General features: G+C 65.3%; 12 protein-coding genes. All 12 read left to right on the forward strand.

Going from position 1 to position 14,952, the window contains the following annotated elements:
* Positions 1–159: 159 nt before the first annotated feature.
* The 12 genes from CH290_RS06295 (at position 160) to murG (ending at position 14,923) form a co-directional block, all read left to right on the forward strand.
* Positions 160–603, forward strand: coding sequence for an SAV_6107 family HEPN domain-containing protein (locus CH290_RS06295; protein WP_027498848.1), 444 nt, complete (start codon positions 160–162; stop codon positions 601–603).
* A gap of 253 nt (positions 604–856) precedes the next feature.
* A complete protein-coding gene (locus CH290_RS06300) occupies positions 857–1,288 on the forward strand; it encodes an SCO2097 family morphological protein (RefSeq protein ID WP_019665933.1) in 432 nt (143 codons plus the stop codon).
* 541 nt (positions 1,289–1,829) lie between these two features.
* Positions 1,830–2,261 carry a division/cell wall cluster transcriptional repressor MraZ gene (mraZ, locus tag CH290_RS06305; RefSeq protein WP_019665932.1) on the forward strand — a complete coding sequence of 144 codons (432 nt, stop codon included), beginning with the start codon at positions 1,830–1,832 and terminating at the stop codon, positions 2,259–2,261.
* Between the two features lie 378 nt (positions 2,262–2,639).
* Positions 2,640–3,599 (forward strand): 16S rRNA (cytosine(1402)-N(4))-methyltransferase RsmH, encoded by a 960-nt coding sequence (rsmH, locus tag CH290_RS06310; protein WP_170945324.1) that lies wholly within the window; start codon positions 2,640–2,642, stop codon positions 3,597–3,599.
* Positions 3,600–4,406 (forward strand): cell division protein FtsL, encoded by an 807-nt coding sequence (gene ftsL, locus CH290_RS06315; protein ID WP_027498849.1) that lies wholly within the window; start codon positions 3,600–3,602, stop codon positions 4,404–4,406.
* 128 nt (positions 4,407–4,534) lie between these two features.
* Entirely contained in the window at positions 4,535–6,376 is a 1,842-nt protein-coding gene (locus CH290_RS06320) for a peptidoglycan D,D-transpeptidase FtsI family protein (protein WP_033188563.1), read from the forward strand.
* 175 nt (positions 6,377–6,551) lie between these two features.
* Complete coding sequence (locus tag CH290_RS06325; RefSeq protein WP_033188564.1) at positions 6,552–8,168, forward strand: UDP-N-acetylmuramoyl-L-alanyl-D-glutamate--2,6-diaminopimelate ligase; 1,617 nt, start codon at positions 6,552–6,554, stop codon at positions 8,166–8,168.
* A 44-nt stretch (positions 8,169–8,212) separates the two neighbouring features.
* Entirely contained in the window at positions 8,213–9,691 is a 1,479-nt protein-coding gene (locus tag CH290_RS06330; RefSeq protein WP_371828573.1) for a UDP-N-acetylmuramoyl-tripeptide--D-alanyl-D-alanine ligase, read from the forward strand.
* Positions 9,688–10,767 (forward strand): phospho-N-acetylmuramoyl-pentapeptide-transferase, encoded by a 1,080-nt coding sequence (gene mraY, locus CH290_RS06335; RefSeq protein WP_019665926.1) that lies wholly within the window; start codon positions 9,688–9,690, stop codon positions 10,765–10,767. The genes CH290_RS06330 and mraY overlap by 4 nt, the downstream gene beginning before the upstream one ends.
* A gap of 27 nt (positions 10,768–10,794) precedes the next feature.
* A complete protein-coding gene (murD, locus tag CH290_RS06340) occupies positions 10,795–12,243 on the forward strand; it encodes a UDP-N-acetylmuramoyl-L-alanine--D-glutamate ligase (RefSeq protein ID WP_033188566.1) in 1,449 nt (482 codons plus the stop codon).
* The gene (gene ftsW, locus CH290_RS06345; RefSeq protein WP_019665924.1) at positions 12,243–13,781 is read left to right on the forward strand and encodes a putative lipid II flippase FtsW; all 1,539 of its coding nucleotides are present in this window, start codon (positions 12,243–12,245) and stop codon (positions 13,779–13,781) included. Before murD ends, ftsW begins: the two co-directional genes overlap by 1 nt.
* On the forward strand, positions 13,778–14,923 hold the full coding sequence (murG, locus tag CH290_RS06350) for an undecaprenyldiphospho-muramoylpentapeptide beta-N-acetylglucosaminyltransferase (protein ID WP_026347912.1): 1,146 nt from the start codon (positions 13,778–13,780) through the stop codon (positions 14,921–14,923). Before ftsW ends, murG begins: the two co-directional genes overlap by 4 nt.
* Positions 14,924–14,952: the final 29 nt, after the last annotated feature.

Raw genomic sequence — 14,952 nt, forward strand, 5'->3', positions numbered from 1 at the left:
ATATTGAATATGTCGAACGGATGTTCGATGTCGGTGATCCGGCGATGACCCCGAGGGAAGCGGGGCTCGCTGGATCCCTGACCTTAGATCGTCGTCGACGTCCGGTCGTTTCGGAAATTGCGGTCACGAACGGCGAACGAAATCGGGAGGTGTTCGAGTATGGCTACGAAGGTTCTCCGTGGTGATGTGCGTCCGCCGGTGTCGCCGCGTGCTCGTGTACTACTGGGCCGGGCAGATGCCTTGCTGTCGGGTTCCCTCGGCGCCGAGTCGGTCGCCGACCAATTTCTGGACTGCTACATGGCAGCCCTCCGTGGAGCGGCTGCCATCCTGGAAGTCGCGCCCGCGACGCGAGCAAGATCACGCAGCGCATGGGTGCTGCTGGCAAAAGCCGAGCCGGAGCTCGAAGCCTGGGCGGAGTACTTCGCGAGCTACTCATCGTTGCGGGCCGCTCTCCAGGCCGGTGTGTCTCGCTCCATCGACCAGGACGCTGCGGACACGTTCTATCGCGAAGTCGGCCGTTTCCTGCATGTGGTGGAGGATTTCATCGGTGCGGATTCACGTCTCGATCGTGCACTCCTCCCGCCCCGATCGATGTCGGCGTGAAGGCTGATTCTGTTGCGGTCGTGGTGTCGTTCGCCGGAGTTCGGTGCGCCGGAGGAGTCGAGTTGCCGAGTCCGCATGCGACTTGTCAGGGGTCTGCGCAGGGAAACTTCGGACATTCTCAGGAACACATGGACCGAGTAGGTGGTAAGCAGTCGATTCACCTCGTATTATCAATAGCAGGTAGCCGCCAGAGTCAGCTTCCCGTCGTTTCGCACCCGAAATGACTTCTAATATCTGTGCAGGGGGAGGTACCGTGCCACTCTCCGAGCACGAGCAGCGCATGCTCGATCAGATCGAGAGCGCTCTCTACGCCGAGGATCCCAAGTTCGCTTCTCACGTGAGAAGCGGCCGTATGCGTACGGCTTCGAGCAAACGTCGCTTCCAAGCGGCCGCTTTGTTCGTCTTGGGGCTTGTTTTGCTCATCGCCGGGCTGGCGCTGCCGTTCAAGCCCGGTGGTTTCCCGGTGATCAGTCTCGTCGGCTTCGTCTTCATGTTCGGCGCCGGTGTGCTGTTCCTACTCGGTGGGTCTCGTAAGGGCGCTGCTGCGTCACAGGAGGAGTCCGAAGCGACTGGCTCGGGCGGACCCAAGAGTTCGGGGCCGAAACCCAAGTCCGGCCGCAAGAGCGGCGGCGGTTTCACTTCCCGTATGGAAGATCGGTTCCGGAAGCGATTCGAACAGGACTAGTTCTCTCCGTCTCCATGTCGCAGGCGCTGCGCCACTGAGCCGGATGCAGTGAAGCCGGACGCAGTGGAGTCGGATGCAGTGAAGCCGGAAAAGCCATAGATTCAGAGACAACGGAACACCACAGAAGCGGTGCTCACCCGAATGGGTGGGCACCGCTTTCGTATGTCCCGGTTGTGTATGGCCCGCACCCCGCATGGGGGTGCGATCCGGCCCTGTCGAGGACGAACCAGAACCTCGTCACCCACTTCCCCCCACCGCGTGGGGGAGCGAACTGCGCAATCCCCACTTTCAACCACCACCATCGTCGATGACCGATCCATTGTCGGGTGCGACCTTCTGACCTGGACTTTTGTTCGATCGTCTCGTTCGGGGCTCTGTGTAGGTCGACAATCGTCGATCGGTGCCGATACGCTTCCCCACAATCAACCACCAAGTTGACCTGCGGTAATTGGGGTACATCCCAAAAATATTCCTCCCGATGGATTGAAAGTGGAGGAAAGTGGGGTAATGTGGTGGCAGCAGCGAGAGCGGGAGGTGTCGAGTGTTCCTCGGTACCTACACGCCCAAGCTCGACGAGAAGGGCCGGCTCACGTTGCCGGCGAAGTTCCGGGATGCGCTGAAGGAGGGTGTGATGGTGAGCAAAGGTCAAGACCACAGCCTTGCGATCTACACCCAGGAGGCGTTCGCGGAAAAGGTAAGAAAGCTCACCGAAGCATCTCGTTCCAATCCGGTTGCCCGCTCGTACATCAGGCAGCTCGGTGCGGGCACGGACGAGCAGAAGCTCGATGGTCAGGGCCGCATCATGCTCAGCTCGGACCACAGGCGTTACGCGAGTCTGGAACGCAATGTCGTCGTGAACGGATCCATCGAGTTCATCGAGATCTGGAACGAAGAAGCCTGGGCTCGCTACTCGTCCGAGGGTGAGCAGAGTTTCTCGGATGCAGTGGATGCTTCCCTGGAAGGAATCTTGTAACCGCAGGAATCTTGTAACCGCAGGAATCTTGTAACCGCAGGAATCTTGTAACCGCAGGAATCTTGTAACCGCAGGAATCTTGTAACCGCCCGGATCAACCGCCGAGTGCCGCGAGGCCTCTGCCCGATCAGAACCCTGACGTTCTTCCCCAACGCCAGGTTTCGAAGATCAGGACCCTGACGTACTTCCCCGACGTCAGGTTCCTATCGGACAGGGACCTCGAGGCATTCGTCCACACCATCGATCGATGCGCGATCTCGACGCACCACCGCGCAGACGCACGAACCGGGAGGAATCATCGTGGAAGGCGAATCGTCAGCCGCCACTGACAGCGCTCCCGAGGGCGACGAATCCGTCGACCGACCTCAGCCGAAACACATCCCCGTTCGCCTCGAACGCGCGGACGAACTTCTGGGACCCGCCCTCACCGCAGCTCACGCGTCAGGTCTCACACCTGTGATGATCGATGCGACGCTCGGCCTCGGCGGACATTCCGAACACTTCCTGCGTACTTATCCGACGCTGCATCTGATCGGCCTCGACCGAGACCCGGACGCGCTCGCGCGTGCCGGCCGGCGGCTGGAGGAGTTCTCGGATCGAACATCGTTCGTGCACACCACATACGACGGAATTGCCGACGCCCTCGAGCAGTCCGGCTTCGCGCCGCAGGACTCGGTCCACGCCATTCTGTTCGACCTCGGAGTGTCGTCGATGCAGCTCGACGAAGCGGACCGCGGATTCGCCTACTCGGTGGACGCCCCACTCGACATGCGGATGGATCCGACGGTCGGGCTGACTGCGGCGGACGTTTTGAACACCTACTCGCACGGTGACATCGCCCGCGTGCTCAGCACGTACGGTGAAGAACGATTTGCCGGACGCATCGCGTCGGCTGTCGTCAAACGTCGCGAAACCACCCCGTTCACCACGAGCGCGGCCCTCGTCGAACTGCTCTACTCGGCAATTCCGGCCGCGACGCGGCGAACTGGAGGTCATCCCGCCAAGCGCACCTTCCAGGCGCTACGGGTCGAGGTGAACGGCGAGTTGGATTCGCTCGAGACTGCCGTACCCGCCGGACTCGATGCATTGGCCGTCGGAGGACGTGTCGTGTTCATGTCCTACCAGTCGCTCGAGGATCGCGTGGTGAAGAAAGAGCTCACGCCCCGCGTGAAATCACGAAGCCCCGAGGGGCTTCCCGTCGAGCTACCCGGGATGGGACCCGAGTTTCGTCTCCTGACCAAGGGAGCGGAACGCGCGTCGGAAGAAGAAATCGAGGAGAACCCGCGCTCGGCCCCGGTGCGCCTGCGCGCGGCCGAGCGAATTGCGAGGAGATCGTAGATGACCATTACCTCGACTTCGTCACCGACCACACGGCGCCAGCGCCGCGGCGCCGGCTCGGGTCGCTCCGGCGCGGCATCGCGGGCGTACGAGCGTCGTCAACAACGCGCGTCCTCGCGCGGGGTGGAGCTTGCATCGAGCGGACATGCGGCAGCGAGGACGATGTCCGCGTCCATCGGTGCGCGAGTTCCGTTCGTCGCGTTGGTGATCGGACTCCTGTCCCTCGGTCTCGGTTTGACGCTGCTGTTGACGACGAGATCTGCCGGTGACTCCTATGTACTGAGCGATGCGAAGGCTCACAACGAGCGTCTCGTTCAGGAACGTGCGTCGCTGCAGCGTGATGTCGAATTGGCGGATTCCGCACCGGAACTCGCGCGCAAAGCCGCGGAGTTGGGGATGGTCCCTGCCGCGGGCGCTGCGCGCATCGTGGTGGCGGAAGACGGTTCGGTTCAAGTCGTCGGCACTCCCGCTCCCGCACAGGGCAACCCGGTTGCACCACTCGATCCACCCACCTCGCAAGGCACGTCGCAATCGGCCGATTCCGAGGCCCGCAACCCGTTGCAGGTGCGCAATCAGCCGCAGACGACCGCGCCGCGATCGGCATCGGACTCGACTGCTCCACGCTCGGCCTCCGACCCGTCGGGCACGCGGGCGGCATCCGACGGCGCAGGTACACCGTCCGGCGTCGCACCATCAGCCACATCCGCCACGCCGAACACGTCGAATGGCGCGGGAACCGAAGCCATGGGTGAACAATTGGTTCCTATGAGCATCCCGTCGGCGAGTCCTTCGGGTAGTCGGCAGTGACCAGGCCGACATCCGGGAACACTCGTCGTACACCAGCGCCGCACGAGCGGAGCCGGCGGAATGATTCCAGGCGGAACGCATCCGGCGGCACTGCGTCCGACCGAAGGCCCGCCCCGGCGCGAGGCGGGGTGCCTCCACGTCGCCCGCATCCCAGAGCGGGCAGTCGCTTCGACGCCTCGTCCTTCACCTTCCGCAACGGCTTCGGCCGCATCGTCATGTTCGGCATTCTCGGTGTCGTCGTACTGCAGTTGGTCTGGATCATGGGGGTCAACGGAACTCGCCTGTCCGTCGAAGCCGCGTCGCAGCGCACCACCACCCTGGTGGACGCAGCAGCACGAGGCTCCATCACGGACAGGAACGGCAAGCCCATCGCATTCACGATGGAGGCCAAGGCCCTGACGTTCCAACCCGTGCGCGTCCGGCAGGAGTTGGACGAGACACGCGCCAAGGATCCCTCTGCGCCCCAAACCGACGACAGGCTGGCCGAGATCGCCGCAGGCATCCACGACGAACTGGGTGACATCGCGAACGAGAAGGACATTCTCGCCAAGCTGAAGAGCAACGACACGTTCGCCTACCTAGTCCGGGGAGTCGACTCGACCGTGGCGACACGGATCAGCGAAGAATTCGAAGAAGTCGGCCTCGAGCGGCAGGACATTCGCGAGTACCCGGGTGGATCACTCGCCGCCAACATGGTGGGCGCGACAGGATGGGACGGCCACGGCCTTCTGGGACTGGAGGATTCGCTCGACGCGACGCTGGCCGGAACCGACGGATCGCAGACCTACGACCGCGGGTCGGACGGCGCCGTCATACCCGGCAGCTGGCGCGACAAGCAGACCGCGGTGAACGGCTCGGGAGTGGAGCTGACCATCGACGCGGATCTGCAGTACTACGTCCAACAACAGGTGCAGCTCGCAAAAGACCTGTCCGGTGCGAAGAATGCGTCCGCAGTCGTGCAGGACGCACACACCGGCGAGGTTCTGGCGATGTCCAACGACAACACGTTCAACCCGGGTATCGGCGTCGGCAACAACGACCGCAACAAGGAGATGGGCAACCTCGCCGTCTCCACTCCGTTCGAGCCCGGTTCGGTCAACAAGATCATCACTGCCGCCGCCGCAATCGAATACGGCCTCACGACGCCCGACGAGGTGTTGCAAGTTCCCGGCGACATCTTCATGTCCGGTGTGTCGGTGAAGGACGCGTGGGATCACGGCGTGGTTCCCTACACGTCGACCGGTGTGTTCGGAAAGTCCTCGAACGTCGGCACACTCATGCTCGCTCAGCGCGTCGGCGAAGATCGCTTCGCAGACATGCTCTCCAGGTTCGGGCTAGGTCAACGCACCGATGTCGGGCTTCCAGGAGAGAGTGCAGGCAGCGTGCCGAGTCGAGATCAGTGGTCCGGCGGCACGTTCGCCAACCTCCCCATCGGTCAGGGTCTGTCCATGTCGTTGCTGCAGATGACGGCTATGTACCAGGCGATCGCCAACGACGGGATGCGGATTCCACCCCGGATCGTCAAGTCGACGGTCGACCCGGACGGAAATCGTACGGAGACCGACAGGCCCGAAGGCGTCTATGTGGTGAGCCCACAGACCGCGACGACCGTTCGCGACATGTTCCGTTCCGTCACGCAGGACGACACCGGGAACCAACGAGGAACCGGTGTCGCAGCGGGGATCCCCGGGTACCAGATCAGCGGGAAGACCGGCACTGCGCAGCAGGTCGATCCGGAATGCGGCTGCTACTCCAACTCGAACTACTGGATCACGTTCGCCGGCATCGCCCCGGCCGACGACCCCCGGTACGTCATCGGCATCATGCTGGACGCCCCGACCAGGAGTGCAGACGGATCAGGCGGACAGTCTGCAGCGCCGCTGTTCCACAACATCGCCAGTTGGATGCTCCAGCGCGACAGCGTTCCACTGTCTGCTTCCGGACCGAAATTGGTGCTGCAAGCCGACTGACAGTGACGCGCACCTCGCGTGTGGTTCGGCTGAAAGGGTCGGGGGTCAGCGTGGCCGAGCCGCGCCGGTAACCTGACTCGTCGGCCCGAAACCGAAAGTCCGTCCTGCAGCGCTCGGCGCAGCACCACGGCCTGCGGGTGGGCCTGAAGTAGTACGTCGAGCAGAAAGGAGCGCAGTGTCCGTGCCAGCAGAGTCGACCGATGCTCCGTCGTCGCTCAGACCGTCGAACCCACCGCGTACCGCGGTCGAGGACATCGCAGCCGCGGCGGAAGCCAGGCTGGTTCACGCGGCCACAGCGGACGGCTCCGAGCTGCCGTCGCCGTTCGTCACGGGAGTCGATCTTCGAGCGCAGGGAGTCGTCGCAGGCGATCTCTTCGCGGCACTGCCCGGATCGGCCGCGCACGGCGCCTCCTTCGTCGCGACAGCGATCGACAGGGGAGCAGCCGCGATCCTCACCGACTCCGAAGGTCTGGCGCTCGTCTCGGCGCAGTATCCGCAGCTACCGGTGCCCGTCCTCGTGCGCGACCGGCCGAGGGAGGTGCTGGGACACGTGTCGGCGCTCGTCTACGGCAATCCGTCGGAGAAGATGACCGTCATCGGCATCACCGGGACGTCCGGTAAGACGACCACGTCGTATCTGTTGGAAGCGGCACTGTCGGCCGCAGGCCGGCGAACCGGCCTGATCGGCACCATCGAGACCAAGATCGCCGGCACCCGAGTGCCGAGTGCCCTCACCACACCGGAGGCGCCGCATCTGCACGCGCTGTTCGCGGCGATGGTCGAGCAAGGTCTCGACACCGTGGTCATGGAAGTGTCCAGCCACGCACTGTCTCTCGGGCGGGTCGACGGCACGGTCTTCTCCGTCGGGGCGTTCACCAACCTCTCGCAGGATCACCTCGACTTCCACGACACGCTGGAGGAGTACTTCCTCGCCAAGAGCAGACTGTTCGCCGCCGAGTCGCGCGTCCACACGCGGTCGGCTGCCGTGTGCGTCGACGACGCTTGGGGCCAGCGCATGGCCGACATCGCGCGATCGGCGGGCTCGACCCTGCTCACCGTGTCCGTCCTCGGCGACGCCGACTGGAGTGTCGACGGGTGGTCGAAGGAACCGACGGGAACTCAACGATTCACCCTCGTCGACACTGCCGGCGACCGACACGCTGCATCGATCCGACTACCGGGCAGATACAACGTCGCCAACGCCGCACTGGCGGCCGCGGTCTGTGCGGCTGCCGGCGTCGACGTGCGTCGGGCTGTCGCCGGAATGGCCGACGTCGACGTCCCGGGCAGAGTGCAGCGCATCTCCCGCGGCCAGAAGTTCCTCGCCGTCGTCGACTACGCACACAAGCCTGCTGCCGTCGAAGCCGTGATCGAGACACTGCGCGAACAGACTCAGGGCAGAATCGCGGTTGTCCTCGGTGCAGGCGGCGACCGTGACACCGCCAAACGTCCGTTGATGGGTGCCGCGGGTGCCCGAGGCGCCGATCTTCTCGTCGTCACCGACGACAATCCGCGATCCGAAGATCCTGCACTCATTCGTGATGAGGTGATGGCGGGTGCCCTCTCGGTCGACGAGTCGGCCCGGGGTGAGGTCAGGAACATTGCCGGCCGCGGCGCTGCGATCGCCGACGCGGTGAACTGGGCGCGTGAAGGCGACGTCGTGCTGATCGCGGGTAAGGGCCACGAAACAGGTCAGGAGATCGATGGGGTGAAGTATCCGTTCGACGACCGCGTCGTGCTCGCCGATGCCCTCGATCGCGCGACCGATGAACACGCAGGAGCCAGTTCGTGAAAGACCTGACCATCGCACAGATCGCCGACATCGTCGGGGGTGACATGCACGACGTGGAAGACCCGTCCGTGCTGGTCACCGGTTCGGTCGAGTTCGATTCACGCAAGATCGGCCCAGGCGGGCTGTTCCTGGCGCTCCCCGGTGCGCGTGTCGACGGCCACGACCACGCGGCTGCAGCAGTCGCGGCAGGCGCTGCCGTGGTGCTGGCGGCGCGGCCGGTCGGCGTCCCGGCCGTCGTCGTCGCACCGAAGCCGCACGATGGCAAGGCGATGGCACTGGAACACGACTCCGACGGGTCCGGTGCCGCGGTTCTGGCGGCGCTCAGCGCGCTCGCCCGCGCCTCGGCGGTGGAACTGACCGCTGATACCGGGCTGACGATCGTCGGAGTGACGGGTTCGTCCGGAAAGACCTCGACGAAGGACTTGCTGGCCGCGGTGCTGCGACCACTCGGATCCGTCGTCGCGCCGCCGGGCTCGTTCAACAACGAACTGGGCCATCCCTGGACAGTCCTGCGCGCCGACGAGTCCTCGGACTTCCTCGTGCTCGAACTGTCCGCGCGGGGTGTCGGACATATTGCCGCCCTTGCCCACGCTGCCCCTCCTCGCATCGGCGTCGTACTCAACGTAGGCACAGCCCACCTCGGTGAATTCGGTTCCCGAGACATCATCGCCGTCGCCAAAGGTGAACTGGTCGAAGCGCTTCCGAGTGCCGCGGACGGCGGCGTGGCCATCCTCAACGCCGACGACCGACTCGTGTCGGCCATGCGCACGCGCACGTCGGCTCGGGTGGTGACCGTCGGGATGTCTCCGGACGCGGACATCAGGGCCGAGAACGTCACACTCGACGCCGAAGCGCGAGCCCGTTTCACCATGGTCACCCCGGCCGGAACCGTCGACGTGGCATTGGCCGTCCACGGTGAGCACCAGGTCGGCAACGCCCTCGCAGCCGCCGCCGTCGCTCTCGAATGCGGCGGCACCCTCACCGGGATCGCCGATGCACTCGCCGGTTCCACCGCGGCTTCCGTCCGGCGCATGGACGTTCGGACGAGACCGGACGGCGTCACCGTCGTCAACGACTCCTACAACGCCAACCCCGACTCCATGCGCGCAGCGCTCAAGGCTCTCGTCACGATGTCGAGGTCGGGAACCGGGCCACCGCGTCGAACATGGGCGGTTCTGGGGGAGATGGGCGAGCTGGGGCCGGATTCCGTCGTCGAACACGACGCGATCGGACGCCTTGCGGTACGGCTCGACGTGTCCAGGTTGATCATCGTCGAGTCGGGCCGCCCGACCAGAGCCATGCACCAGGGCGCAGTCATGGAAGGCTCCTGGGGCGACGAATCGATGTTGGTTCCCGACCGGGAATCTGCCGTCGCGGTGTTGAGGGAAGAACTTCGACCGGATGACATCGTGCTGGTGAAGGCATCGCAGTCCGTCGCACTGTGGACCGTCGCCGACACACTGCTGCAGGACGGCAAGGACGCCGGGGAGAACACGACAACCAACGGGGAGGCACCGCAGTGAGACAGATCCTCTTCGCCGGAGGCATCGCGCTCGCTGTGGCGATTCTGCTGACACCGGTGCTGATCAAGGCGTTCTCCAAACAAGGCTTCGGCCAGGAGATCCGCGTCGAAGGCCCGGCAAGTCATCAATCCAAACGCGGCACGCCGACGATGGGCGGAGTCGCGATTCTCGCCGGTCTCTGGGCTGGTTACTGGGGCTCGCACCTGATCGGAATCGGCTACGACGCCGACGGGCCGTCGGCGTCCGCGTTGCTGGTTCTCGGGTTGACCACGGTCCTGGGTCTCGTCGGTTTCCTCGACGACTTCATCAAGATTCGCAAGCAGCGCAATCTGGGTCTGAACAAGACAGCGAAACTGGTCGGCCAGCTGTTCGCCGCAGTTCTGTTCGGCATCCTCGCACTGCAGTTCAAGGGAGAGAACGGGCTCACTCCAGCTAGCATGCAGCTCTCCTACGTGCGCGATATCGCGACGGTCAGCCTGGGCCCACTCGTGTTCATCGTGTGGTGCTACTTCCTCGTCACGGCATGGTCCAATGCCGTGAACCTCACGGACGGACTCGACGGTCTTGCGGCCGGTTCGATGACGCTCGTCCTCGGCGCCTACACCGTCATCACCTTCTGGCAGTACCGCCAGTCCTGCTCCACCAATCCGGGCCCCGGATGCTACGACGTGCGTGACCCTCTGGACCTGGCGCTCATCTGCGCGGCCGCTGCCGGTGCCTGCATCGGTTTCCTGTGGTGGAACGCAGCTCCAGCAAAGATCTTCATGGGCGACACCGGGTCGTTGGCCCTCGGTGGACTCATCGCCGGCTTGTCCATCGTGACGCGTACCGAACTGATCATGGTCGTCATCGCGGCACTGTTCGTCGCCGAGGCAGCCTCCGTCGTGATCCAGGTCGCGGTGTTCCGATCGAGTCGACGGCGTGTGTTCCGTATGGCGCCGTTCCATCACCACTTCGAGCTCGCAGGCTGGGCAGAAACCACGGTGATCATCAGGTTCTGGCTACTGGCGGCCATCGCGTCGGCCGTCGGCCTTGCCTTGTTCTACAGCGAGTACCTCGCCGCTGTCGGTGGATAGAGCTCGAATCCGGTGAAGGGGAGTGCGATGTCCGACGACGTGGCGTGGCTGAGGGACAAGACCGTGCTGGTCGCCGGGGGACGGGTATCCGGGTTGGCGACCGTCGGGCCGCTCCGCGCCCTCGGTGCGCGAGTACTCGTCACCGATACCGACCCGGCCGCGGTGGACAAGGCGCATGCAGCCGGTGCCGACGGCATCCTGCAGGACGACCTTCTCGCGGACGGTTGCGCATTCGATTCGATCGCGCTCGTCGTCACCAGTCCGGGCTTTCGCCCGGACGCGCCGGTGCTCGCGCGTGCCGCCGCACTCGGTATTCCGATCTGGGGAGACATCGAGCTGTCCTGGCACGTCGACCGCGCGGGTGTGTACGGCCCGCCGACGACATGGCTGGTGGTCACGGGAACGAACGGGAAGACCACGACCACCTCGATGTTGGCGTCCATCCTCGAATCGGCCGGTATGGCGAGTGCGGCGTGCGGAAACATCGGTCTGCCGGTGCTCGACGCTCTGCAGTCGGACCCGCATCCGGAGGTCCTCGCCGTCGAGTTGTCGTCGTTCCAGTTGTTCTGGGCTCCGTCCGTCCGGCCCGCGGCGGGTGTCGTCCTCAACATCGCCGAGGATCATCTGGACTGGCACGGTGGTATGGACGGCTACGTCGACGCCAAAGCACGAGCGCTCGTCGGCGATGTCGGGGTGGTGGGTCTCGACGATGCGCGGGCAGCGGCCCTGGCAGGCTCGGCTCGCGCCGATCGAGTGGTCGGATTCCGCCTCGGAGACCCCGCGCCCGGGGAACTCGGCGTGATCGACGGGCAGTTGGTGGACAACGCTTTCGGCGAGCGTCTGCACTTGATGTCGGTGGACGATGTAAGCCCGTCCGGTCCGGCCGGGACGATGGACGCGTTGGCGGCGTCGGCGCTCGCCCGCGCGATCGGCGCCCCGGCAGAGGCCGTGGCGGAGGGGATTCGCACCTACGACGTGGGGCCACACCGTGCGTCGGTCGTCCGCACCGTGGGGGGTGTGACGTTCGTCGACGATTCCAAGGCGACCAACCCGCACGCAGCAAGGTCGTCGTTGCTCGCGCACGAGCACGTCGTCTGGATCGCCGGTGGTCTCCTCAAGGGAGCATCGGTCGACGAGCTCGTGGCCGAAGTGGCGCCCAGACTCGTCGCTGCGGTGCTGATCGGGCGTGATGGGACGCAGATCGCAGAGGCTTTGGCGCGACACGCACCGGATGTTCCCGTTGTCGAGTTCCCGCTGAGAGACGATGCTGGTGTGACTCATGTGGCGGAAGATGCTGAAGTCGTGATGCGCGCCGCGGTCGACGAGGCCGCCCGGCGAGCCGGACCGGGAGACACGGTGCTTCTCGCCCCCGCCGCCGCGTCGCTCGACATGTTCGTCGACTACGGCCACCGTGGCCGCAGCTTCGCGGACGCCGTGCACGCGCTCGGCACTACACGGTCGGGCGGGCAATCCTGATGGCCCGGCCTGAGAATGCCCCGGCGAACTCGCCGCGCACCAGGATCGGATTGTGGCTCGGCCGTCCTCTGGCGTCGTTCCACCTGATCGTCACCGTTGCCGCTCTGCTCACGATTCTCGGCCTGGTGATGGTGCTGTCGTCGTCGGCAGCCGAGGCGTACGCCACCGACGGATCGGCGTACACCCTGTTCACACAGCAGCTGATCGGTGTCGGTCTCGGCGTCGTGGCGTTCTACGTCGCGCTGCGTACGTCCGTGCGCGTGCTGCGGAAGGTCTCGTTCCCGCTGTTCTGCCTTTCCGTCGTCATGCTCATGATGGTGCTCATTCCCGGTATCGGATCGGAGGGCGCCGACGGCGCGCGCCGATGGTTCAATGTCGCCGGCGTCTCGTTCCAGCCGTCGGAGCTGGCGAAAGTCACGCTCGTTCTGTGGGGTGCTCATCTGCTGGCATCGCGCCGCAGCGAGCACGCCAGCCTCAAATCACTTCTCATTCCGCTCGTGCCCGCAGCGCTGCTGATGGCGGGACTAGTCGTTCTGCAGCCGAATCTCAGTACCGCCATCGCGATTGGCATCATTCTCGTGTCGCTGCTGTGGTTCGCCGGTCTCGACGCCAGGCTCTTCGCGATTATCGTCGGCGGCGGTATCGCCGCGGCGACGGTGCTCGCGTTCACCGCGGGATATCGCTCGAACCGAATCAAGGCCTGGCTGAACCCCGGCGACGATCCGCAGGGTCTTGGTTACCAGTCGAACCAGGCCAAGTTCTCGCTCGCCGACGGTGGGCCGTTCGGTGTCGGTCTCGGGCAGAGTCGCGCCAAGTGGAGCTACCTGCCCAACGCGCACAACGACTTCATCTTCGCGATCATCGGCGAGGAACTGGGTTTCATCGGTTGCCTCGCGGTACTGGGCCTGTTCGCGTTGTTCGTCTACACCGGTCTGCGCATCGCGATGCGTTCGGTGGATCCGTTCCTGCGTCTGCTCGCGGCGGGTTCGACGACCTGGATCTTCGCGCAGGCGATGATCAACATCGGGTACGTGGTCGGGCTGCTTCCGGTCACCGGGCTTCAGCTTCCGCTCGTGTCCTACGGCGGCTCGTCGACGGCGATCACGCTGATGATGTTCGGCATCATCGCCAACGCCGCCCGGCACGAACCGGAAGCCATCGCGGCTCTGCACTCCGGGCAGGACTCGCGGTTGGACCGTGTGCTGCGACTCCCGATGCCCGCATCGTTCTCTCCGTTGCGTGCCGCCGCGGCCAGATCCAAGTCGACCCGGCCTGCGCTCGATCGCGAGGATCGCCGTCGGATCGAGAGCGGTTCGTCGCAGCGTCGTGCACCGGACGCCGGTGGCAGGGCGGGTCGAGTTCGAGGGGGCGAGCCCCCTCGTCGTTCCGAACCACGCAGAACCGGCGCGGCACTTCCCCGTGGCGGTGCAGTTGGAGGCCGCAGCGGTGCAGTTGGAGGCCGCAGCGCAGCACCGCGCGCAGGCGCTCAACCCCGCGGTGCGTACGGACACTCGGATACGCGAGGATATCGACGGTGAATGCATCTCCCACACACTTGTCCGTCGTCGTCGCGGGCGGTGGGACCGCGGGACACATCGAGCCGGCATTGGCTGTCGCGGACGCACTGCGCGCGCTCGACGACTCGGTACGGATCACCGCTCTGGGAACCGAGCGTGGACTCGAGACCACGCTCGTACCGGCGCGGGGCTACCAGCTCGAGTTGATTCCTCCGGTCCCGCTTCCGCGTAAGCCCACCCTGGATCTGGTCCGGCTGCCGGGGCGTGTGATTCGGTCGGTACGGGCCACCCGGGCGGTCTTCGCGGCCGTCGACGCCGACGTACTGATCGGGTTCGGTGGCTACGTGGCCCTGCCCGCCTACCTTGCTGCACGGCGAACCTTCGGACGCAGCCGGTCGATTCCGGTCATCGTCCACGAGGCCAATGCCAGTGCCGGGATCGCGAACAAGGTCGGTGCGAAGGTCGCGACCTGTGTCCTCGCCGCGGTGGCCGGATCCGGCGTGTCCGCTCGTGGCCGCTCGGACGCGGACATCGTCGGAATTCCAGTGCGACCGACCATCACCGGGCTGGACCGAGCGGCGATGCGCGCCGAGGCTCGCGAGTACTTCGGGTTGCCGGGGAGCGGCCCCGTACTGCTGGTGTTCGGCGGATCGCAGGGTGCCAGGTCGCTCAACGACGCCGTGTCGGGCGCCGCGGACCGATTGGCCGAAGCCGGAGTGTCGGTACTGCATGCCGTCGGACCCAAGAATTCGATCGAGGTACCGACGGCCGATGCGCCAGCACCGTACGTCGCCGTTCCGTACATCGACCGCATGGACCTGGCGTACGCCGCTGCGGATCTGGCCATCTGTCGATCGGGCGCCATGACGGTTGCCGAAGTGTCGGCGACGGGTCTGCCCGCGGTGTACGTTCCGTTGCCGCACGGGAACGGTGAACAGGAACTCAACGCACGCCCCGTCGTCGACGCCGGGGGAGGCATACTCGTGGCCGACGGATCGGTGACTCCGGAATACATCGCCGCTGAGGTGATCGACCTGATCACAGACTCTGCACGAGTGGAAGCGATGTCGAAGAGCGCCGCGAGCGCGGGCCACCGCGACGCCGCGGCGACCGTGGCGAAAATCGTGCTCGACGTCGCCTCGCAGCGTAGACGAGGCGTGTGACGGTCGTGGCACGACAAGGTGGTACCGAA

The organism is Rhodococcus sp. 06-156-4 (genome assembly GCF_002259345.1).
GTDB lineage: Bacteria > Actinomycetota > Actinomycetes > Mycobacteriales > Mycobacteriaceae > Rhodococcoides > Rhodococcoides fascians_E.

Coding starts and splice junctions, on each gene's coding strand:
- CH290_RS06295 (WP_027498848.1), top strand. CDS start 160: ATGGCTACGAAGGTTCTCCGTGGTGATGTGCGTCCGCCGGTGTCGCCG.
- ftsL (WP_027498849.1), top strand. CDS start 3,600: ATGACCATTACCTCGACTTCGTCACCGACCACACGGCGCCAGCGCCGC.
- CH290_RS06330 (WP_371828573.1), top strand. CDS start 8,213: ATGCACGACGTGGAAGACCCGTCCGTGCTGGTCACCGGTTCGGTCGAG.
- murD (WP_033188566.1), top strand. CDS start 10,795: ATGTCCGACGACGTGGCGTGGCTGAGGGACAAGACCGTGCTGGTCGCC.
- ftsW (WP_019665924.1), top strand. CDS start 12,243: ATGGCCCGGCCTGAGAATGCCCCGGCGAACTCGCCGCGCACCAGGATC.